Origin of the sequence: Pseudomonas batumici (genome assembly GCF_000820515.1) — a bacterium.
Taxonomy (GTDB): Bacteria; Pseudomonadota; Gammaproteobacteria; order Pseudomonadales; family Pseudomonadaceae; genus Aquipseudomonas; species Aquipseudomonas batumici.
Genome location: NZ_JXDG01000014.1, coordinates 14,386 through 34,858, shown reverse-complemented (window position 1 = coordinate 34,858; position 20,473 = coordinate 14,386). Strand labels below are relative to the sequence as shown.

The 20,473-nt window shown below is 61.3% G+C and carries 23 protein-coding genes; 17 read left to right on the top strand and 6 right to left on the bottom strand.

All coding sequences use genetic code 11. The annotated features are described in order from the left end of the window. Positions 1-213: 213 nt before the first annotated feature. Positions 214-2,388 (top strand): hypothetical protein, encoded by a 2,175-nt coding sequence (locus UCMB321_RS07110; RefSeq protein WP_040064897.1) that lies wholly within the window; start codon positions 214-216, stop codon positions 2,386-2,388. A 233-nt stretch (positions 2,389-2,621) separates the two neighbouring features. Here the strand turns inward: UCMB321_RS07110 and UCMB321_RS07105 are convergent, their stop codons facing one another. Next, a complete protein-coding gene (locus tag UCMB321_RS07105; protein WP_040064896.1) occupies positions 2,622-2,927 on the bottom strand; it encodes a DUF2288 domain-containing protein in 306 nt (101 codons plus the stop codon). 360 nt (positions 2,928-3,287) lie between these two features. Here UCMB321_RS07105 and UCMB321_RS07100 point away from each other — a divergent pair, with 360 nt between their 5' ends. From UCMB321_RS07100 to UCMB321_RS07060, 10 genes are all read left to right on the top strand, one after another. After that, a complete protein-coding gene (locus tag UCMB321_RS07100; protein ID WP_040064895.1) occupies positions 3,288-4,406 on the top strand; it encodes a branched-chain amino acid ABC transporter substrate-binding protein in 1,119 nt (372 codons plus the stop codon). A 45-nt stretch (positions 4,407-4,451) separates the two neighbouring features. Then, on the top strand, positions 4,452-4,634 hold the full coding sequence (locus tag UCMB321_RS30605; RefSeq protein ID WP_157015861.1) for a hypothetical protein: 183 nt from the start codon (positions 4,452-4,454) through the stop codon (positions 4,632-4,634). Next, positions 4,634-5,557 carry a high-affinity branched-chain amino acid ABC transporter permease LivH gene (livH, locus tag UCMB321_RS07095; RefSeq protein WP_040064894.1) on the top strand — a complete coding sequence of 308 codons (924 nt, stop codon included), beginning with the start codon at positions 4,634-4,636 and terminating at the stop codon, positions 5,555-5,557. Before UCMB321_RS30605 ends, livH begins: the two co-directional genes overlap by 1 nt. Next, entirely contained in the window at positions 5,554-6,807 is a 1,254-nt protein-coding gene (locus UCMB321_RS07090) for a high-affinity branched-chain amino acid ABC transporter permease LivM (protein WP_040064893.1), read from the top strand. Before livH ends, UCMB321_RS07090 begins: the two co-directional genes overlap by 4 nt. Continuing rightward, a complete protein-coding gene (gene livG / locus UCMB321_RS07085; protein ID WP_040064892.1) occupies positions 6,804-7,571 on the top strand; it encodes a high-affinity branched-chain amino acid ABC transporter ATP-binding protein LivG in 768 nt (255 codons plus the stop codon). Before UCMB321_RS07090 ends, livG begins: the two co-directional genes overlap by 4 nt. Beyond that, a complete protein-coding gene (locus UCMB321_RS07080; RefSeq protein WP_040064891.1) occupies positions 7,572-8,273 on the top strand; it encodes an ABC transporter ATP-binding protein in 702 nt (233 codons plus the stop codon). A gap of 177 nt (positions 8,274-8,450) precedes the next feature. Continuing rightward, a complete protein-coding gene (locus UCMB321_RS07075) occupies positions 8,451-8,759 on the top strand; it encodes a BufA1 family periplasmic bufferin-type metallophore (protein ID WP_040064890.1) in 309 nt (102 codons plus the stop codon). A 38-nt stretch (positions 8,760-8,797) separates the two neighbouring features. Next, complete coding sequence (bufB, locus tag UCMB321_RS07070) at positions 8,798-9,688, top strand: MNIO family bufferin maturase (protein WP_425338535.1); 891 nt, start codon at positions 8,798-8,800, stop codon at positions 9,686-9,688. Continuing rightward, entirely contained in the window at positions 9,685-10,461 is a 777-nt protein-coding gene (locus tag UCMB321_RS07065; RefSeq protein ID WP_040064889.1) for an HvfC/BufC N-terminal domain-containing protein, read from the top strand. The genes bufB and UCMB321_RS07065 overlap by 4 nt, the downstream gene beginning before the upstream one ends. Further along, entirely contained in the window at positions 10,458-10,961 is a 504-nt protein-coding gene (locus UCMB321_RS07060; RefSeq protein WP_040064888.1) for a DoxX family protein, read from the top strand. The genes UCMB321_RS07065 and UCMB321_RS07060 overlap by 4 nt, the downstream gene beginning before the upstream one ends. Positions 10,962-11,126: 165 nt before the next feature. On the opposite strand, the gene UCMB321_RS07055 is transcribed toward UCMB321_RS07060, so the two are convergent. Then, positions 11,127-12,035 (bottom strand): LysR family transcriptional regulator, encoded by a 909-nt coding sequence (locus UCMB321_RS07055; RefSeq protein WP_040064887.1) that lies wholly within the window; start codon positions 12,033-12,035, stop codon positions 11,127-11,129. A 104-nt stretch (positions 12,036-12,139) separates the two neighbouring features. On the opposite strand from UCMB321_RS07055, the gene UCMB321_RS07050 reads away from it, so the two are divergent. From UCMB321_RS07050 to tsaA, 4 genes are all read left to right on the top strand, one after another. Further along, on the top strand, positions 12,140-12,739 hold the full coding sequence (locus UCMB321_RS07050) for a short chain dehydrogenase (protein ID WP_040064886.1): 600 nt from the start codon (positions 12,140-12,142) through the stop codon (positions 12,737-12,739). 184 nt (positions 12,740-12,923) lie between these two features. Next, entirely contained in the window at positions 12,924-13,595 is a 672-nt protein-coding gene (locus UCMB321_RS07045; protein WP_209437137.1) for a COG3650 family protein, read from the top strand. A 108-nt stretch (positions 13,596-13,703) separates the two neighbouring features. Next, complete coding sequence (locus UCMB321_RS07040) at positions 13,704-15,317, top strand: NAD(P)/FAD-dependent oxidoreductase (RefSeq protein WP_040064884.1); 1,614 nt, start codon at positions 13,704-13,706, stop codon at positions 15,315-15,317. An 8-nt stretch (positions 15,318-15,325) separates the two neighbouring features. After that, positions 15,326-16,021, top strand: a complete 696-nt coding sequence (gene tsaA / locus UCMB321_RS07035) for a tRNA (N6-threonylcarbamoyladenosine(37)-N6)-methyltransferase TrmO (protein ID WP_040064883.1) — start codon at positions 15,326-15,328, stop codon at positions 16,019-16,021. A gap of 70 nt (positions 16,022-16,091) precedes the next feature. Here the strand turns inward: tsaA and fpr are convergent, their stop codons facing one another. Further along, positions 16,092-16,871, bottom strand: a complete 780-nt coding sequence (gene fpr / locus UCMB321_RS07030) for a ferredoxin-NADP reductase (RefSeq protein ID WP_007923929.1) — start codon at positions 16,869-16,871, stop codon at positions 16,092-16,094. Between the two features lie 123 nt (positions 16,872-16,994). Between fpr and UCMB321_RS07025 the strand changes: the two genes are divergently transcribed. Beyond that, entirely contained in the window at positions 16,995-17,921 is a 927-nt protein-coding gene (locus tag UCMB321_RS07025) for a LysR family transcriptional regulator (protein WP_040064882.1), read from the top strand. Between the two features lie 24 nt (positions 17,922-17,945). Here the strand turns inward: UCMB321_RS07025 and UCMB321_RS07020 are convergent, their stop codons facing one another. From UCMB321_RS07020 to UCMB321_RS07010, 3 genes are all read right to left on the bottom strand, one after another. Beyond that, positions 17,946-18,311, bottom strand: a complete 366-nt coding sequence (locus UCMB321_RS07020) for a diacylglycerol kinase (RefSeq protein WP_040064881.1) — start codon at positions 18,309-18,311, stop codon at positions 17,946-17,948. Positions 18,312-18,385: 74 nt separating this feature from the next. Then, positions 18,386-19,036, bottom strand: a complete 651-nt coding sequence (erdR, locus tag UCMB321_RS07015; protein ID WP_040064880.1) for a response regulator transcription factor ErdR — start codon at positions 19,034-19,036, stop codon at positions 18,386-18,388. A gap of 53 nt (positions 19,037-19,089) precedes the next feature. Continuing rightward, positions 19,090-19,800, bottom strand: coding sequence for a tRNA-uridine aminocarboxypropyltransferase (locus UCMB321_RS07010; protein ID WP_040064879.1), 711 nt, complete (start codon positions 19,798-19,800; stop codon positions 19,090-19,092). 229 nt (positions 19,801-20,029) lie between these two features. Between UCMB321_RS07010 and UCMB321_RS07005 the strand changes: the two genes are divergently transcribed. Further along, positions 20,030-20,461, top strand: a complete 432-nt coding sequence (locus tag UCMB321_RS07005) for a PA3611 family quorum-sensing-regulated virulence factor (RefSeq protein WP_040064878.1) — start codon at positions 20,030-20,032, stop codon at positions 20,459-20,461. Positions 20,462-20,473: the final 12 nt, after the last annotated feature.

The following is a 20,473-nucleotide window of genomic DNA, read 5'->3' as shown; positions in this document are numbered from 1 at the left end:
TAGTACAAAATTCATAAAAAGTTCCCCGCCAATTAAAGAACGTCAATTTTTGGCCGATCCAGCGGTATACATTCAAGGATCACCCTTAGGGGAGCCTAGGGATAAACCCTATCGCTCAGGCCAATATCGCGCGCTACAGTCGCGATTTCTCACTCCGTGATGGCGCGTTGATATCCTTTCGACCGCCGAACCCGACCAGGCAAATGGCGCACAATGACCTCTAAAAATATTCCAGCCAACGCAGTATCCGATCTGATGTTGCCCACGGTCGCGGAAAAAACCTACAAGGCCTATTCCACCCCCCGTCCACTGGCGACCCAGCAATATCTCTACTTCACCGAAACCAACACCGACCGCATCCTCGACAACCTCGACGGCCTGCGCGACATGGTGTTCCCCCGCGCGCTCCATGCCGAAGCTGAAAACGAGCAGCGCCGCGACCAGGAATTCCCGTCGGTCTGCCTGATCGGCCTGGGCCGCTGCGGCTCGAACATTGCCCTGGACGTCGCGGAACTGGTCTACAACGCCCGCAAGTTCTACCTCAACGAATTCAACAACGAAGACAAGGCCAGCGACAAAGGCTATCGTCCCGCGCAATGGATCCGTAACAACCTGCGACTGGTGCAGAACAAATCCACCAAGCCGGTGTTCCTGGTGGAACCGCTGGTGATGCTCGGCGACCTGGACAAGGACATTGCCGGGCGCATCCGTTTCTCGCGCAAGGGCGAAAAAAGCGGCTTTATCCGCGACTACAGCAAGATGAAGATCATGGACCTGTCGGAAGTCCATGCCGGCGGCGCGGGTAACGCACCGATCCTCGGCCAGTACCTGGCCAAGATCATCCTGAACAAGGACACCCAGCGCTTTTCCAGCCCCGACTGGAAGATGATCCACTCGTACCTGATCGACTCCTGCGGCATCAAGGCCAACCAGTCGCGCCTGTACTTCTCGATCTTCAGCGCCGGCGGCGGTACCGGTTCGGGCATGGCCTCGGAGTTCGGCCTGGCCCAGCAATACTCCTACATGAACAAGACCTTCGACACCAAGCCGGCCGACGAGCACGACAGCAAGAGCGGCCACTCCTTCGTGTTCGAACCGATCTTCACCAGCGGTATCTGCGTACTGCCGAACATTTCCGACCATCGCAGCGAAATGTCCGAAGCGCTGCACATCAACGCCGGTCGCCTGCTCTGCAAGTACCTGTCCGAAGAATGGGACTTCTCGTACAACTTCGACAACGACGACAGCAGCGAAGCCAGTGTCATGGGCCGCATTCGCCCCTGGAACGCCATGATGCTGATCTCCAACGACATCATGCGTTATGCCGAAGAAAACGATGACGGCAATATCCAGAACATTGATGTCAATGCCATGGAGAAGCACGCCAACCAGTACATCTCCCAGCAGATCTTCAACATCCTGACCGCCCAGGCGGTGACCACCGACTACGACCAGAACTATTTCCGCCGTGCCGGCATCGACATCGGCGAAACCATTCGCCTGGATGCCAACGACCTGTTCATGAGTCTGGCCGGCCCGGTGGCCATCGCCTACGCCGAATCCGTGGTACCGGAACAGCCGACGCCCAGCGGCGACAAATTCAAAGTGTTCGAGAAAGAGCCCCAGCGACTGAACATCGACGACCTGTTCTTCCGCTCCATCGACCTGCCGCACTTCAACAAGGTGACCCAGGCGATCGAAGGCATCAGCCTGCTGCCCATCGAGTCCAAGCGCTATCGCGCGGCCCTGGAGCAGTACAAGGCCTCGGGCTACGATGCGGCGGCGCTGCACGACCTGCATTTCTTCAAGAACTGCTCGTCGGTGGTCTCGATCGTGTCCCTGCCCAAGGACTACAAACTGTCCTACATGGACCTGAACCGGCTCAAGACCCACCTCAACAGCCTGTTCCCCAACACCACGCTCAAGCGTTACGCGCTGGTGATCGGCGCTTCGGCGAACCTCTCGCTGACCACCCTGATCGCCAAGAGCCCGTGCCTGTCGGACGACTTCCTGACGCTGATCGTGGCCTTCATCAAGCGTTGCTTCGCCCGCAATCCGTACCGTTTCGACGATACGCTGGACAACTCGATGCTGGAATTCATCACCCGCGATGAGTTCGACGAGCAGAGCATCGACGAGTTGCTCAACGAATTCGAGAACCCGGCGAAAATCCTCGACACCAACTGGTACGCGATCAAGCCGATGTACGAGAAGAAGTACCGCGAGCTGATCAACGACAAGGACAAGTTCGTCTCGATCAACGATATCCGCCTGTCCCGCGACTGCGTGAAGAAGGCCATCAAGTACCTGCGCGAGATCTACCGTCACCGCATCGGCAAGACCAGGGTCATTTCGCTGAACAGCCACACGGGCAAGACCGAGTACTGAGTACGATCCTGTGGGACCCGGATTGCTGGCGATAGCGGTGGTGAATATCACATCGCAATCGCCAGCAAGCCGGCTCCTACAGTACAGCGTCGTATTCAAGAAAGTCCGGGGTGAGCGGATGACTGTGGAGTTTCTCCACGGGCAAACTGCCATTACTGCGCAACGCAGTTACGGACCTACACACCCCCAGGCCATAAACGCATAAGGCTTATGCACGATTACGGTGCGCTGAATTATTTTGTTGCCCTTTCCTGGATCATCACCCAGGGCGAAACCACCACCGCCCACAGCGTCGGATCGCGCTCGAAAAGATCCAGCGCCCGCGACTCAGACACCTTGGCAAGCTCCCCGCTCGCCAGCCAAGCGGCGACTTTCCCGGCCTGATTCTCGGCCACGGCCTCGGCGGCGGCGATCAGATCCAGTGCCGGTTCGACCCACAATAGGGCACCCCGGGCAAAGAACGGTTGCAGCTCTTCCCAGCGAATAGATGCAGTTTCACCAAGCAGCTTGGCATAGAGGGTGCTAGGTTCTTGAATCATGGGGGTCCACCTGAGAAAAAATCGGCGCAATGATAACGTCGAGGCTCGGTTGGAAACACCCAGATGAAACGCAAGGGGTGAGCGAGGGGATGGAAGGCGCCAGGGATTGCAGCTGAAAGCTAGCAACATCCAGACAAAAATCTGCATGACAATCTGCCGCTATTCTGTATCTTTCTTTCGCCCAGGCGACGTATCTCGATTTTGCCTCCGGCTGCCCGCTATCCAATCGATAAGGGCGCACACTAAACTGTATCGGTACAGTTGCCGGGGCAAGAACCGGGGTATCGGCGTCAATCTGACCCGGTCCCACAGCTCCGGCCGTAGGACTCTAAAAATTACAACAGCAAGAGTGGAGCACTAATGACTAAGCAGATTTCCAAACTGTTCGCCGCTATGGTTCTGGCCGGTATTGCCAGCCATTCTTTCGCTGCTGACACCATCAAGATCGGCATCGCCGGCCCGAAAACCGGTCCTGTGACCCAGTACGGCGACATGCAGTTCAACGGTGCGCACATGGCCATCGAGCAGATCAACGCCAAGGGCGGCGTCGACGGCAAGATGCTCGAAGCCAAGGAATACGACGATGCCTGCGACCCTAAACAGGCCGTGGCCGTAGCCAACAAAGTGGTCAACGACGGCGTCAAGTTCGTGGTCGGTCACCTCTGCTCCAGCTCCACCCAACCGGCTTCGGATATCTACGAAGACGAAGGCGTGATCATGATCACTCCGGCCGCCACCAGCCCGGATATCACCGCTCGCGGCTACAAGATGGTCTTCCGCACCATCGGCCTGGACAGCGCCCAGGGCCCTGCCGCCGGTAACTACATCGCCGACCACGTCAAACCGAAAATCGTTGCTGTTCTGCACGACAAACAGCAATACGGTGAAGGCATCGCCACCGCCGTGAAGAAAACCCTCGAAGGCAAAGGCGTCAAGGTTGCCGTCTTCGAAGGCCTGAACGCCGGCGACAAGGACTTCTCCTCGATCATCCAGAAACTCAAGCAAGCCAACGTCGACTTCGTCTACTACGGCGGCTACCACCCGGAACTGGGCCTGATCCTGCGTCAGTCCAAGGAAAAAGGCCTGAACGCCAAGTTCATGGGTCCGGAAGGCGTCGGCAACGACTCCATCTCGCAGATCGCCCAGGACGCTTCCGAAGGCCTGCTGGTGACCCTGCCGAAATCCTTCGACCAGGATCCGGCCAACAAGGCCCTGGTAGATGCCTTCACCGCCAAGAAACTGGACCCGACCGGTCCGTTCGTGTTCCCGGCCTACTCGGCCGTGGAAATCATCGCCGAAGGCATCAAGGCCGCGAAGAGCGAAGACACCGCCAAGGTGGCCGCCGCCATCCACGCCGGTACCTTCAAGACTCCGACCGGCGACCTTTCCTTCGACGCGAAGGGCGACCTGAAGAACTTCAAGTTCGTGGTCTACCAGTGGCACTTCGGCAAACCGAAAACCGAAGTTTCCCCTCAGTAAGTCAGGCCTGACAGGTCAAGAAGCCCACTGTGCAAGCAGTGGGCTTTGTTTTACGAGGTTTATGGGCCTGACACCCGCGATCCGGGAGCTGGCTCACCTGAAAATCTTAAAACCGTCACCAGCGGTTCGCTGGCAAAGGCTCATGCCGACGTGGCAACAGACCACGGCACCGGGCCGGAACATGACTCCACCAGTGAAATGCGTATCGGGTTTTTAGGAGCGCTGTAATGCCTGAGATCTATCACTTCTTCCAACAGCTGGTTAATGGTCTGACCATTGGCAGCACCTATGCCTTGATAGCCATTGGCTACACAATGGTTTACGGCATTATTGGAATGATCAACTTCGCCCATGGCGAGGTATACATGATTGGTTCCTACGTGGCCTTCATCGTCCTTGCCGGGCTGGCCATGCTGGGTATCCACTCACTGCCGCTGTTGATGACCGCCGCGTTTATCGCGACGATCGTCGTGACCAGTGCCTATGGCTACAGTATCGAGCGTGTTGCCTACCGCCCCCTGCGGGGCAGCAACCGCCTGATCCCGTTGATTTCCGCCATCGGCATGTCGATTTTCCTGCAGAACACCGTGCTGCTGTCCCAGGATTCCAAGGACAAGTCCATCCCCAACCTGATCCCGGGGAGTTTCTCCTTCGGTCCAGGCGGCGCAGAGGAAGTGCTGATTTCCTACATGCAGATCCTGGTCTTCGTTGTCACCCTGGTGGCCATGACCGGACTGACACAGTTCATCTCCCGTTCACGCCTGGGCCGCGCCTGCCGTGCCTGTGCCGAAGACATCAAGATGGCCAACCTGTTGGGGATCAACACCAACAACATCATCGCCCTGACCTTCGTCATCGGCGCCGCCCTCGCGGCGGTCGCGGCCGTGCTGCTGAGCATGCAATACGGCGTGATCAACCCCAACGCCGGCTTCCTGGTGGGCCTGAAAGCCTTTACCGCGGCCGTCCTGGGTGGCATCGGCAGTATTCCGGGCGCCATGCTCGGCGGGCTGGTGCTGGGGGTGGCCGAAGCCTTTGGCGCCGATATCTTCGGCGACCAGTACAAGGACGTGGTGGCATTCGGTCTTTTGGTTCTGGTGCTGTTGTTCCGTCCGACCGGCATCCTGGGCCGTCCGGAGGTTGAGAAAGTATGAACAGATATCTCAAATCGGCGCTGTTCAGCGCCTTGCTGGTCTGGGCCGTGGCCTTCCCGGTGCTCGGACTCAAACTGAGCATCGCCGGGATCAGCCTCGTGGTGGAGGGCAGCAGTCCCCTGACCTTGGGCGTGATTGCCCTGTGCTCGGTGCTGATGTTCCTGCGCGTGCTGTTCAGCGAGCAGTTCAGTGCGCTGTTCAAATCGTCCCGTGGACCGCTGGTCTCGCCCAAGGTCGGCCAGTTCCTGACCCTGCCGCGTACCCAGCGCTGGATCATCATCGGGCTGATCGTGAGCGCACTGATCTGGCCGTTCTTCGGCTCCCGCGGCGCGGTCGACATCGCCACCCTGATCCTGATCTACGTGCTGCTGGGCCTGGGCCTGAACATCGTGGTCGGCCTGGCCGGCCTGCTCGACCTGGGTTATGTCGGCTTCTACGCGGTCGGTGCCTACACCTACGCGTTGCTGTCGCACTACTACGGTCTGAGCTTCTGGATCTGCCTGCCGATCGCCGGCCTGATGTCGGCCACCTTCGGCTTCCTGCTGGGCTTCCCGGTCTTGCGCTTGCGCGGTGACTACCTGGCCATCGTGACCCTGGGCTTCGGTGAAATCATCCGGCTGTTCCTGCGTAACCTCACCGGCCTTACCGGCGGCCCCAACGGCATCAGCAACATTCCCAAGCCGACCTTCTTCGGGCTGACGTTCGAACGTACCGCCACCGAGGGCCTGCAGACCTTCCACGAGTTCTTCGGGCTGACGTACAACCCGGTGAGCAAGGTGGTGTTCCTGTACCTGGTGGCGCTGTTGCTGGCATTGTTCGCGCTGTTCGTGATCAACCGCCTGCTGCGCATGCCGATTGGCCGTGCCTGGGAAGCGCTGCGCGAAGACGAAATCGCCTGCCGGGCCCTGGGCCTGAACCCGACCGTGATCAAACTGTCGGCCTTCACCCTGGGTGCTTGCTTCGCCGGTTTTGCCGGCAGCTTCTTCGCCGCCCGCCAAGGCCTGGTGACCCCGGAGTCGTTCACCTTCATCGAGTCGGCGACCATCCTCGCCATCGTCGTGCTGGGTGGCATGGGCTCGCAGTTGGGCGTCGTGCTCGCCGCCACGGTGATGATCCTGCTGCCGGAGCTGATGCGTGACTTCAGCGAATACCGCATGTTGATGTTCGGCGCCTTGATGGTGCTGATGATGATCTGGCGTCCACAAGGTCTGCTGCCTATGCAACGTCCTCACCTGGAGCTGCATAAATGAGCCGTGAGATCCTGAAAGTAACCGACCTGAGCATGCGCTTCGGTGGCCTGCTGGCGGTCAATGGCGTGGCCCTGACCGTCCAGGAAAAACAAGTGGTGGCGCTGATCGGCCCGAACGGCGCCGGCAAGACCACGGTGTTCAACTGCCTGACCGGCTTCTACAAGCCGAGCGCCGGTAGCATCCTGCTCGACGGCCAGCCGATCGAGGGCCTTGCCGGCCATGAGATTGCCGGCAAGGGTGTAGTGCGGACCTTCCAGAACGTGCGTCTGTTCAAGGACATGACCGCGGTGGAAAACCTGCTGATCGCCCAGCATCGTCACCTGAACACCAACTTCCTGTCCGGGCTGTTCAAGACCCCGTCGTTCCGCAAGAGCGAACGCGAGGCCATGGAGTACGCCAAGTACTGGCTGGACAAGGTCCACCTGACCGAGTTCGCCAACCGCCCGGCCGGCACCCTGGCCTATGGTCAGCAACGTCGCCTGGAAATCGCCCGCTGCATGATGACCCGCCCGCGGATCCTCATGCTCGACGAACCGGCGGCCGGTCTGAACCCTCGGGAAACCGACGACCTCAAGGCGTTGATCAGTGTGCTGCGCGAGGAACACAACGTCACCGTGCTGCTGATCGAGCACGACATGAAACTGGTCATGAGCATTTCCGACCATATCGTCGTGATCAACCAGGGCACCCCGTTGGCCAACGGCACGCCACAACAGATCCGCGACAATCCCGAAGTGATCAAAGCCTACCTGGGGGAAGCGTAAATGCTGCAATTCGAAAACGTTTCCACCTTCTACGGCAAGATCCAGGCCCTGCACAGCGTCAACGTGGAGGTTCGCCAGGGTGAAATCGTCACCCTGATCGGCGCCAACGGCGCGGGTAAATCGACCCTGTTGATGACCCTGTGCGGTTCTCCGCGGGCCCACAGCGGCAGCATCCGCTACATGGGCGAAGAGCTGGTGGGGCAGGAATCTTCGCAGATCATGCGCAAAAGCATCGCGGTGGTGCCGGAAGGCCGTCGGGTGTTCTCTCGCCTGACCGTAGAAGAGAACCTCTCCATGGGCGGCTTCTTCACCGACAAGGGCGATTACCAGGAGCAGATGGACAAGGTCCTGGGCCTGTTCCCACGCCTCAAGGAACGCTTCACCCAGCGCGGCGGCACCATGTCCGGCGGTGAACAGCAGATGCTCGCCATCGGCCGGGCGCTGATGAGCAAGCCGAAGCTGCTGTTGCTGGACGAACCGTCCCTGGGCCTGGCACCGATCATCATCCAGCAGATCTTCGATATCATCGAACAGCTGCGCAAGGACGGGGTGACGGTGTTCCTGGTGGAGCAGAACGCCAACCAGGCGCTGAAAATCGCCGACCGTGCCTACGTGCTGGAAAACGGCCGGGTGGTAATGGAAGGCAGCGGCAACGACCTGCTGACCGACCCGAAAGTGCGTGAGGCGTACCTGGGCGGTTAATCCCTCCAGCGGCCCAAAGAGAAGCCCCGACCTGTCGGGGCTTTTTCTTTTTAAAAAACCCTTAATCTTTTGCTTCCAGGCTGTAACGAATCCTGTCGATGCCACTCAAGTAAGGCAGGAACGCAATGCAACCCACCCCTGACAACTTCTTTACCTGAACAACACTGGAGATCGACCATGAGCACCACCACTACCCGTACCCTGTCCGCCGCCACCCTGGCCCTGGCCCTCGGCTCCGCCCTGAGCATGGCGGCACTGCCGACAACCGCCCACGCCGCCGGCGACGTGGAGAAATGCTTCGGCGTCGCCATGAAAGGCAAGAACGACTGCGCCGCCGGTGCCGGCACCACGTGCGCCGGTACTTCGACCAAGGACTTCCAGGCCAACTCCTGGAAATCCGTGCCAAAAGGCACTTGCACGACGCTTGAAAGCAAGACCTCGCCCACCGGTAAAGGCCAACTGGAAGCCTTCACCCCCAAGGCCTGATCAAAAGCGTCCCTCCCCTGCCAGCCTGAGCGCCGAAGATGCCCATGTCACCGCAACCCGCTGCCCTTCACCGCGCTCAGGCCCTCGGACCCGGGCTCCCGCCCCGCGCGGGGCTGGGGCTCAAGACCGAACACTTTCAGGTCATCCTTGAGACGCGTCCGGACCTCGGTTTCTTCGAGGTCCACGCCGAAAACTACATGGTGGCCGGCGGGCCGTTTCATCATTACCTGGGCCTGATCCGCGAACAGTACCCGCTGTCGCTGCACGGGGTCGGCCTGTCCATCGGCGCCGAAGGCCCCCTGGACCACGAACACCTCAAGCGCCTCGCGACACTGATCGAGCGCTATCAGCCCCAAGCCTTTTCCGAACACCTGGCCTGGTCCAGCCACGGCCCGGTGTTTCTCAACGACTTGCTGCCCCTGGCCTACGACAACGCCACGCTGCAGCGGGTCTGCGAACATGTCGATCAAGTACAAAGCACCTTGAAACGCCCGATGCTGCTGGAGAACCCAGCGACCTACCTGCAGTTCCAGCGTTCCACCCTGGACGAAGCGGACTTCATCGGCGAAATCATCCGCCGCACCGGTTGCGGACTGCTGCTGGACGTGAACAACGTCCATGTCTCCTGCATCAATCACCGGCGCGATGCGCTGGCCTACATCGAGGCGCTGCCGCTGCACGCCGTGGGAGAGATCCATCTGGCCGGCTTTGCCGAAGATGCCGACAACCTCGGTGACCGCCTGCTGATCGACGATCACGGCGCGCCGGTCGATCAGGCAGTCTGGGCGTTGTATCGCCAGGTCCTGGCAAAAATCGGCCCGGTTGCCACCCTGATCGAACGCGACAATCAAATACCCGCCTTCGCCGTCCTGCTGGCCGAAGCCGAGCAGGCCCAGCAGTTGCTGCTGCAGGCCGGAGAGCGACCATGAGCGATCAAGCCAGCTTCAGCGCCGCCTTGCTCGACACCTCACTGTCCTGCCCGCCCGGCTTGTGCAGCGCCAACGGTGCCGACCCGGCCAGCCGTTTCGCGGTGTACCGCAACAATGTCCAGAGCTCGCTGATCAACGCCCTGGCGGACAGCTACCCGGTGGTCAGGCAACTGGTGGGCGACGAGTTCTTCCGCGCCATGGCGGCGGTCTATCTGCGGCACTTCCCGCCGACCAGCCCGGTCCTCAACCACTACGGCCAAGACTTCGGTGATTTTGTCCAGGGCTTTGAACCGGCCGCCGGCCTGCCTTACCTGGCCGATGTCGCCCGCCTGGAGCGACTGCGCGTGCGCGCCTACCACGCCGCCGACGCCCAGCCCTTGAGCCCGGAACAGATCGCCGTTCACCTTGCCGACCCACAGGCGCTCAATGACCTGCAGGTGCGCCTGCACCCCAGCCTTGCGACATTGAATTCAGCCTATGCGGTTATCTCGCTATGGGAAGGTCATCAGGACGGCGGCGACCTGGAACAGGTGAATCCGCTACAGGCCGAGTACGCCTTGGTATTGCGCCATGACTGGCAGGTGGAACTGTTCCGGCTCGACATCGGCACCCTGACGTTTATCCACCGTTTGCAAAGCGACTGTCCGCTCGGGCTTGCCCTGGCACATGCCCACGACGCCAACCCGGATTTCGACCCCAGCCGGGCGCTGGCCTTGCTGATTCGCCATGGCGCCATCATCCAACTACACCCCCAGGAGGCGACCCGCCCATGAACATTCACAGCGAACCCCGGAGTCCCCTCGCCCGCCTGATCGGACGTTTTATTGGACTCTTCGAAGCGATTCCCTACAGCCTGATCGCCTTTGTCGCACGCTTCTCCATCGCCGCGGTGTTCTGGAGATCCGGCCAGACCAAGGTCGAAGGCTTTGCCGTGGACCTGATCTCCGGCACCTTCGATATCGGTCTGCCGCGCCTGGCGGACTCCACCATCCCGTTGTTCGCCAGCGAGTACAAGGTGCCGCTGCTGTCGCCGGAAATCGCGGCGCACGTTTCCGCGTTCGCCGAACACTTTTTCCCGGTGCTGATCCTGCTCGGGCTCGCCACGCGCTTCTCGGCCCTGGCGCTGTTCGGCATGACCCTGACCATCCAGCTGTTCGTCTACCCGGACGCCTACCCGACCCACGGCACCTGGATGGCGATCCTGTTGCTGCTGATGGCCAAGGGACCGGGCGTGTTCTCCATCGACCAATTGATCGCCAAGCGTTATCGCTGATCGGTTGCGCCCTCCTCGTCAATCAAGACCACCGCGGACCCTGTAGGAACGGCCGGTCGACGCTCGATTGCCGGCGATGGGGCCCTTAAGTCTTGCAGCGACTATTTGGGCGCTATCGCCAGCAAGCCGGCTCCCACAGGTTTGCGGTGCGTTCAAGATTGGCGCCTACAACCGATCCAACGCCTCGCTGCTGCGTTTGAACCAACCGATCAGATAGTCCGCCAATACCTGCGTACGCCGGGGCAGGCCGCCCTGGTAAGGGTGCACCAGGTACAACGGCATATCGCGGGTTTGGTAGTCCCGCAACAGCCAGCGCAGGCGCCCATCGGCCAGTTCCGCGGGTAATACGTAGGACGGCAGGCGGGCGATTCCGGCCCCCACCAGCGCGGCTTTCTTCAGCAGGCTGTAGTGATTGCTGGCAAAGGGGCCGCCGACCCGCACCCGCAGCAACTCGTGCTGGCGGTGGTATTGCCACTCCTCGCGACCGCTGTAGTGGCTGTTGAGCAGACAGCGGTGATTGGCCAGCTCCTGGGGCGTCTGCGGTTCGCCGTGACGCTCCAGATAGGCCGGACTGGCGCAGGTCAATTCGTTCATCACCAGCAATGGCCGAGCCACCAGGCGTTCGTCGCTGCCGACCTCGGTGCGAATCGCCAGATCGAAGCCTTCGCGCGCCAGATCGCGGAAACCATTGCTCAGGTCCAGTTCGATCTGCACATCTGGATAATCCCGAGAAAACTCCAGCAACAGGCCATCGAAAAAGGTTTCGCCCAGGGACACCGGCACCGTCATGCGCACCGGTCCGGCAATATCGTCCTTGAGCCGGGCCAGGGCCTGATGCGCCCGTTCCACTTGCACCACCAGTGCCTGGGCCTGGGGCAACAAGGCCGCACCGGCGGCGGTGAGGCTCAGCCGCCGTGTCGTGCGGTGCAGCAACACCACCGAAAACTGCGCCTCCAACTGGCTGATGCGCTTGGACAACTGCCCCTTGCTGCAGCCCAGTTGCTGGGCAGCCAGGGTAAAACTGCCCGCCTCGACCAGCACGGCAAAGGCTGCCAGATCATCCATCTCACTCATGGATTGTTTCCAAAAGAAAACCAAAGGTTGCCTATTAGTGCGCTTATCAGTTGAAAAATCCACTCTAGACTGAAAGCTCGATCACCCACTGGAGGAAGCGCACGATGAAAATCCTATTGATTGGCGCCCACGGCACCATCGGCTCGGCTGTGGCAAAGGAACTGGGCCCGCGTCACGAAGTCATCAAGATTGGCCGCAGCAGCGGTGACCTGCACGTGGACATCAGTGACAGCGCGTCGATTCGCAAGCTGTTCGAGCAGACCGGCAAGTTCGATGCGCTGGTCTGCGCGGCGGGCAATGTGACCTTCGCGCCCCTGGCGGACATGAGCGAGAAGGATTTCGCCCTGGGCCTGCAGGACAAGTTGATGGGCCAGGTCAACCTGGTGCTGATCGGTCGCGAGTACGCCAATGACGGCGCTTCGTTCACCCTGACCAGCGGCATCCTGAACCGCGATCCGATCCTGGCCGGGGCATCGGCCAGCCTGGTCAACGGTGCCATCGACAGCTTCGTCAAGGCCGCCGCGATCGAACTGCCACACGGCCTGCGGGTGAACTCCGTCAGTCCGAACGTGCTGGTGGAAGCCATGGGCAGCTATGCGCCTTATTTCCGGGGCTTCAAACCCGTGCCGGCGGCGGATGTGGCCTTGGCCTACGCCAAGAGCGTGGAAGGCCGGCAGACCGGCCAGACCTATCAGGTCGGTTGATCCAAAAGAGACACTTGAAAACGCTACAAAACCTGTAGGAGCCGGCTTGCTGGCGATGACGTCCGCAAGATTCACCGGCCTCATCGCCAGCAAGCCGGCTCCTACAAGGGATCGTGTCCGCATCGAGGCTTGTGCAGCCCTCCCGGCCTGAGTAACGTGGCGGCACTTGCCAGGAGACCCCATGATGCGTGCCGCCCGTTCCTTGATGATTTTCGCCCTGCCGCTGTTCGCCGCCGGTTGCCAGTGGCTGGCGCCAGCCACCTCGCACCCCACGGCGGGCCTGAGCCGGATGCAAGGCGAACTCGCCAGCGTCAACGGCAAGATGATGTTCCAGCCCTGCCAGGAACAGCGGCACTTTGTCGTCAGCGACAGCGGCAACACCAGCGTCCTGCAGCAGGCCGCGAGCCTGTCCGGCCCCTCGGGCAAGCTGTTCGCCGACCTGCGCGGACGGTTTTCCTCCAGCACGGTCGACGGCAGCGACGGCCAGGTGGACCTGCAACAGTACTATCGCCTGGAACGTGGCACCGGCAGTTGCGACGATCCCGACTTCAAACGCCAGACGGTGGTCGCCAGCGGCCACGGCCCGGACTGGAGCCTGAAGGCCAGCGGCAACGGCATGGTCCTCGAACGCGAAAACCAGCCGGCCCTGGTCCTGCCCTACCTGGAAGAACAACTGGGTGACGGGCGCTTCAGCCTGAGCACCGAAGCCAACGCCCAGCGTATCGAGCTGTGGGTCGCGCCGCAGCCCTGCGTCGACAGCAGCACCGGCAGCGTGCGCCACCTGAGCGCCGAACTGCGGGTCAACGGCCAGGTCCAGCGCGGTTGCGGCTATTTCGGCGGTGCCCGTAACGACTGATTCGACGAGCAGCCGTTTTAGCCTCACGGAATCTGGCCGTTGGGGCTTATAATCACCGGTTTGATGTAAAGCCGGCGCGCCCGCGTGGCCCGCACACTGGACCCTGTCATGTTACGAATCACCGAACTCAAGCTGCCGATCGACCATCCCGACGAAGACCTGCGCCCGGCCATCCTCCAGCGCCTGGGTATCGCCAGCGATGACCTGCTCGATTTCACCTTGTTCAAGCGCAGCTACGACGCCCGCAAGAAATCCTCCGAGCTCTGCTTCATCTACACCATCGACCTGTCGACCCGTAACGAAGAAGCCCTGCTGAAAAAATTCGCCGACGACCGCAACGTCAACCCGGCCCCGGATGTCAGCTACAAGGTGGTCGGCCAGGCCCCGGCCGATCTGCCGGAGCGTCCCGTGGTCGTCGGCTTCGGTCCCTGCGGGATCTTCGCCGGGCTGCTGCTGGCGCAGATGGGCTTCAGGCCGATCATCCTCGAACGCGGCAAGGAAGTGCGCCAGCGCACCAAGGACACCTGGGGCCTGTGGCGCAAGAGCGTGCTCAACCCCGAGTCCAACGTGCAGTTCGGCGAAGGCGGCGCCGGGACCTTCTCCGACGGCAAGCTCTACAGCCAGATCAAGGACCCGAACCACCACGGGCGCAAGGTGCTGCACGAGTTCGTCAAGGCCGGCGCGCCGGAAGAAATCCTCTACGTCAGCAAACCGCATATCGGCACCTTCCGCCTCACCGGCGTGGTGGAGAACATGCGCCAGCAGATCGAAGCCCTGGGCGGCGAAGTGCGCTTCCAGCAGCGGGTCACCGATGTGCTGATCGACGACGGCCAACTGACCGGCGTCGTGCTCGACAGCGGCGAACAGATCAACGCCCGGCACGTGATCATGGCCCTGGGCCACAGCGCCCGCGATACCTTCCGCATGCTCCACGGTCGTGGCGTGTACATGGAAGCCAAGCCGTTCTCGGTGGGCTTCCGTATCGAACACCCGCAATCGCTGATCGACCGCGCGCGCCTGGGCAAATACGCCGGGCACCCGAAACTCGGCGCGGCCGACTACAAGCTGGTGCACCACGCCAAGAACGGGCGTTCGGTCTACAGCTTCTGCATGTGCCCGGGCGGCACCGTGGTGGCGGCGACTTCCGAGCCGAACCGGGTGGTCACCAACGGCATGAGCCAGTACTCGCGCAACGAGCGCAACGCCAACTCCGGCATCGTCGTCGGCATCACCCCGGAAGTGGACTATCCGGGCGGCCCGCTGGCCGGTATCGAGTTGCAGGAGCGCCTGGAATCCCACGCCTTCGTTCTCGGCGGCAGCAACTATGAAGCCCCGGCGCAGTTGGTCGGCGACTTTATCGCCGGCAAGCCTTCCACCGCCCTGGGCAGCGTGGAACCGTCCTATAAGCCGGGGGTGGCCCTGGGCGACCTGGCGCTGGCCCTGCCGGACTTCGCCATCGAGGCCATTCGCGAAGCCTTGCCGGCGTTCGAACGGCAGATCAAGGGTTATTCCCTGCATGACGCGGTGCTGACCGGGATTGAAACCCGCACCTCCTCGCCTCTGCGTATCACCCGCAACAAGTCGATGCAGAGCCTGAACGTCAAGGGCCTGTTCCCCGCGGGCGAAGGCGCCGGTTATGCCGGTGGGATCCTGTCGGCGGGTGTCGACGGTATCCGCATCGCCGAAGCCGTGGCCCGGGACATGCTGGGGATCGAAGCCTGAGCCCGACCATGACCTACAGCGTGTCTCCCATCGGCTTCGTGCGCTCCTGCTTCAAGGAGAAATTCGCCATTCCGCGCCAGCCACAGCTGGCGCCGGCTGCGCGCGGCGTGCTGGAACTGGTCGCGCCTTTCGACCAGGGCGACGCGGTGCAGGGGCTGGAGCAGGTCAGCCATGTCTGGCTGCTGTTCCTGTTCCACCAGGCCCTGGAGGACAAGCCACGGCTGAAGGTGCGCCCACCGCGCCTGGGGGGCAACCAGTCCATGGGTGTCTTTGCCACCCGGGCGACCCACCGGCCGAACGGTATCGGCCAGTCGGTGGTCAAGCTGGACAAGGTCGAAGCCCAGCGTTTGTGGATCTCCGGCATCGACCTGCTGGACGGCACGCCGATTCTCGATATCAAGCCGTACGTGCCCTACGCCGACAACGTCCCGGGCGCCACCAATGCCATCGCCAGTGCTGCGCCGGTGCTGATTCCCGTGCTGTGGTCGGACAATGCGCGGCAACAGGCCCATGGCCATGCGCAGCGCCTTGGCGAGCCCCTGGTCGAGCTGATCGAGCAATGCCTGGCCCAGGACCCGCGCCCGGCCTACCAGACGCCCACGCCCGAACGGGAATACGGCGCCCAGTTCTGGGACCTGGATGTGCGTTGGCATTACCCCGCCGCCGGGACGATACGTGTGCTGGAAGTGATCCCCGCCCGCTAGAACCACCAGAAACGACAAAGCCCGCGTTGCCTTCCCAGGCAACGCGGGCTTTGTGTTTCAACGCGGACGCTTATTTCTCGACGAACGCACGCTCGATCAGGTAGTCACCCGGCTCGCGCATGCGCGGCGAGACGGTCAGGCCGAAGCTGTTGAGCACTTCGCTGGTTTCGTCGAGCATGCTCGGGCTGCCGCACAGCATGGCACGGTCGTCCTGCGGGTTGATCGGCGGCAGGCCGATGTCGCTGAACAGCTTGCCACTGCGCATGAGGTCGGTCAGGCGACCTTCATTCTCGAACGGCTCGCGGGTCACGGTGGGGTAGTAGATCAGCTTCTCACGCAGGGCTTCACCGAAGAATTCATTCTGCGGCAGATGCTCGGTGATGAACTCGCGGTAGGCCACTTCATTGACGTAGCGCACGCCGTGGCACAGGATCACCTTCTCGAAACGCTCGTAGGTTTCCGGGTCCTGGATCACGCTCATGAACGGTGCGAGGCCGGTACCGGTGCTGAGCAGGTACAGGTGCTTGCCCGGCTTGAGGTCGTCAAGCACCAGGGTCCCCGTAGGCTTCTTGCTGATGATGATCTCGTCGCCTTCCTTCAGGTGCTGCAACTGGGAGGTCAACGGACCGTCCGGCACCTTGATGCTGAAGAACTCGAGATGCTCTTCCCAGTTCGGGCTGGCAATGGAATAAGCACGCATCAACGGTCGGCCATTGGGCTGTTGCAGACCGATCATCACGAACTGACCGTTTTCAAAGCGCAGGCCCGGGTCGCGGGTGCACTTGAAGCTGAACAGAGTGTCGTTCCAGTGGTGAACACTGAGGACACGCTCGTGATTCATGTTGCTCATTTGGATGGGGCTCCTGGGAATTTGGCCTGCGCCGTCGATGACGCGCAATTGCATAGCATTCTAATGGCGGCGACAATATCTGTTAAATGAATTATCAAGATAAGGGTTATCGGTTATATAGATATGCGATTTACTCTCCGTCAACTTCAGGTCTTCGTCGCCGTCGCCCAGCAAGAAAGCGTGTCCCGGGCTGCCGGGCTGCTGGCCTTGTCACAATCCGCCGCGAGCACCTCGATCACCGAGCTGGAGCGCCAGTCGAGCTGTCAGTTGTTCGACCGCGCCGGCAAGCGCCTGAGCCTCAATGCCCTGGGTAAACAACTGTTGCCCCAGGCCGTGGCGCTGCTGGACCAGGCCAAGGAGATCGAGGACCTGCTCAACGGCAAGTCCGGTTTCGGCTCGCTGGCGGTGGGGGCCACCCTGACCATCGGCAATTACCTGGCAACCCTGCTGATCGGCAGCTTCATGCAGGTGCACCCGGAAAGCCAAGTCAAGTTGCATGTGCAGAACACCGCCAATATTGTGCAACAGGTCGCGCACTACGAAATTGACCTGGGTCTGATCGAGGGCGATTGCAGCCACCCGGACATCGAAGTGCAGACCTGGGTGGAAGACGAACTGGTGGTGTTCTGCGCGCCCCGGCACCCGCTGGCCCTGCGCGGCCAGGCGAGCCTGGAAGAACTGACCCATGAAGCCTGGATCCTGCGCGAACAGGGATCCGGTACGCGCCTGACCTTCGACCAGGCCATGCGTCATCATCGCAGCGCGCTGAATATCCGCCTGGAACTGGAACACACCGAAGCGATCAAGCGCGCGGTGGAGTCGGGCCTGGGGATCGGCTGCATTTCGCGCCTGGCCCTGCGCGATGCCTTCCGCCGTGGCAGCCTGGTGCCGGTGGAAACCCCGGACCTGGACCTGTCGCGACAGTTCTATTTCATCTGGCACAAACAGAAATACCAGACCTCCGCCATGCGCGAATTCCTCGAACTGTGCCGCGCCTTTACCGCCGGGGTTCAACGCAGCGACGAGATCGTCCTGCCGAATATTGCCTAGGCTCTGTACGAAAACTGCCTGCGCTTAAAGCAGAATGACCGCCCAGACCAGGGCGATCATGCTCAGCGCCACGAACTGCGCGGCGCTGCCCATGTCCTTGGCATTCTTGGACAAGGGATGACGGTCGAGGGAGATGCGGTCAATGGCCGCTTCGACCGCCGAATTGAGCAATTCGACGATCAACGCCAGCAGGCACACGGCAATCAACAGCGCACGCTCGACCCGACTGACATGGAAAAAGAACGCCAACGGGATCAACACGGCGTTGAGCCAGACAAGTTGGCGAAACGCCGCCTCGCCGGTAAACGCCGCCCGCAAGCCATCGAAAGAATAACCCACCGCGTTAAGCACACGTTTAAAACCGGTTTGACCTTTGAAGGGTGACGGCATAAGTAGGCAACTACGAGAAATGGAGTAGGAAAACTAACGCAACCAGCGTCAAACAACGATGAAAGAGCCAGCAACTACTGGCTCGAAATTGACTCAAGTTGTTGCAGCAACAGCGCCGCCTGGGTTCGGGTGCGCACCCCCAGCTTGCGGAAAATCGCCGTGACGTGGGCCTTGATGGTCGCCTCCGAAACGCTCAGCTCGTAAGCAATCTGTTTATTCAACAAACCTTCGCACACCATGGTCAATACCCGGAACTGCTGGGGCGTCAGACTGGCGAGGCCTTCACTGGCGGCCTTGGCCTCGGCGGACACGCTGACGGCTTCGAAGGCCTGGGGCGGCCACCAGACATCGCCATCGAGGACACTGCGCACCGCTTGCTGGATCACTTCCAGGGAACTGGATTTGGGGATGAAACCGCTGGCACCGAACTCACGGGAGCGCACCACCACCGAGGCTTCTTCCTGGGCCGAGACCATGACCACCGGAATCTGCGGGTATTGGCCGCGCAGCAGCACCAGGCCGGAAAATCCGTAGGCACCCGGCATGTTCAGGTCCAGCAGGACCAGGTCCCAATCGGCTTTCTCGGTGAGACGGGTTTCCAGCTCGGCAATGCTGGCCGCCTCCACCAAGCGCACGTCGGGCCCCAGACCCAGGGTCAGCGCCTGGTGCAGGGCGCTGCGAAAGAGAGGATGGTCGTCGGCAATCAGGATGTCGTACGTGGTCATTTTTCCAATGATCCTGTTTTATGCGTCAGGCTCGACGCTGTGCAGCCACTAGATTACAGGAAAGTCTTCAGCTGCTCGTGGGCTTCATCTTCAATGTTGATCGGCAACTGAAACTTGGCACCCAGGTAATGCGCGGTAAACACGTCCAGTAATGCGTCCAGCCCTTGGGCCGCACGGGTGTCCCCGGCCAGTTCCAGGCACAACGCCGCGACTTCCGCGGTGCAGAAATGATCATCGCGCTTGGAACGACGCAGCTTGTAGCGGGACAACTGTTCGGATTCCAGGCTCAGCACCGGGAAACGCTCCAGATAAGGGCTCTTGCGAAACATCTTGCGCGCTTCGGTCCAGGTCGCGTCCAGCAGGATAAACAACGGGCGCTTGCCGGGTACGGGCGGCACCTGTGTCACCACCCGCTCAGGCGCCACGAACTCCCCCGGGAACACGATGAACGGCTGCCACTGCGGATCGTCCAGCAGGGCCAGCAGTTGTGGGTCGACTTCGGTCCGCGACCAACTGAAGGCGCTGGTGTCGGCGATCACATCGGCGATCAGCCAGCCGGTGTTGCTCGGTTTCATCGGCTCGACATCGTGCATCAGCAGGCACATGGCCGAATTCGAGGCCACCCTGGGGCGCCAGGCGCACAGGCAATACTGTGGAATCACACGGCAGCCCGGGCAACGCTCGGCTCGTGACCCACGAGCGAGGAAGGGTGTTTTTGCCCGGGCCAGGCGCTCGGCCCGCAGACGGGAGACAGCGTGGCTCATCGCGCAAGACACTGGCGGGAGGAAGGGATGAACACGAAAAATACGACTCGCAAAAGCATAAAGTGCGCGAAGTCTACCAGAGACCCAAGGACCGTTTGGGCCTTCAGACGTCGACATTTCCGTCAGCCTCACCCTAGTAGGGCCTACAACCGCCCTCTATACTTCGCGACCACTGAACGCACGCCCCGGTAAAGGGTCGAAGCACCAGTTACCGAATCAGGAGAGTTGCATGCTGCGCCGTATCGTACCGTCCCTGGCCCTTTTACTGGCCCTGCCTTTCAGCGCCGCCCAGGCGGCATCGTTGAAGGATTTCGAACTGAACAAAATGCTCAAGGACGTGGCAGAAGAGAGCAACGTGGGCCTGCCCCGTGAGCTCGACGAGAACATCCTCGATGTCGGCTACACCGTTGAAGGCAGCGAGCTGATCGACCACCTGAGCGTCCAGTCCGACTACGCGCAAAACATGCGCGATAACGCCAAGGCGGTTTATCTGCAACTGGGGGCCAGCGTCTGCCGTAACGCCAACTACCGCAAGTTGATGGCCAGGGGCGCCGTCATGCGCTATGAGTTCACCGAGAACAAGAGCAACCGCCCCGTCACTTCCGCACGTTTCGTGGAAAGCGACTGCCCGAAAGAAACCGCGGCGAAAAAGAAAAAGTAACCCCTGTTGTTG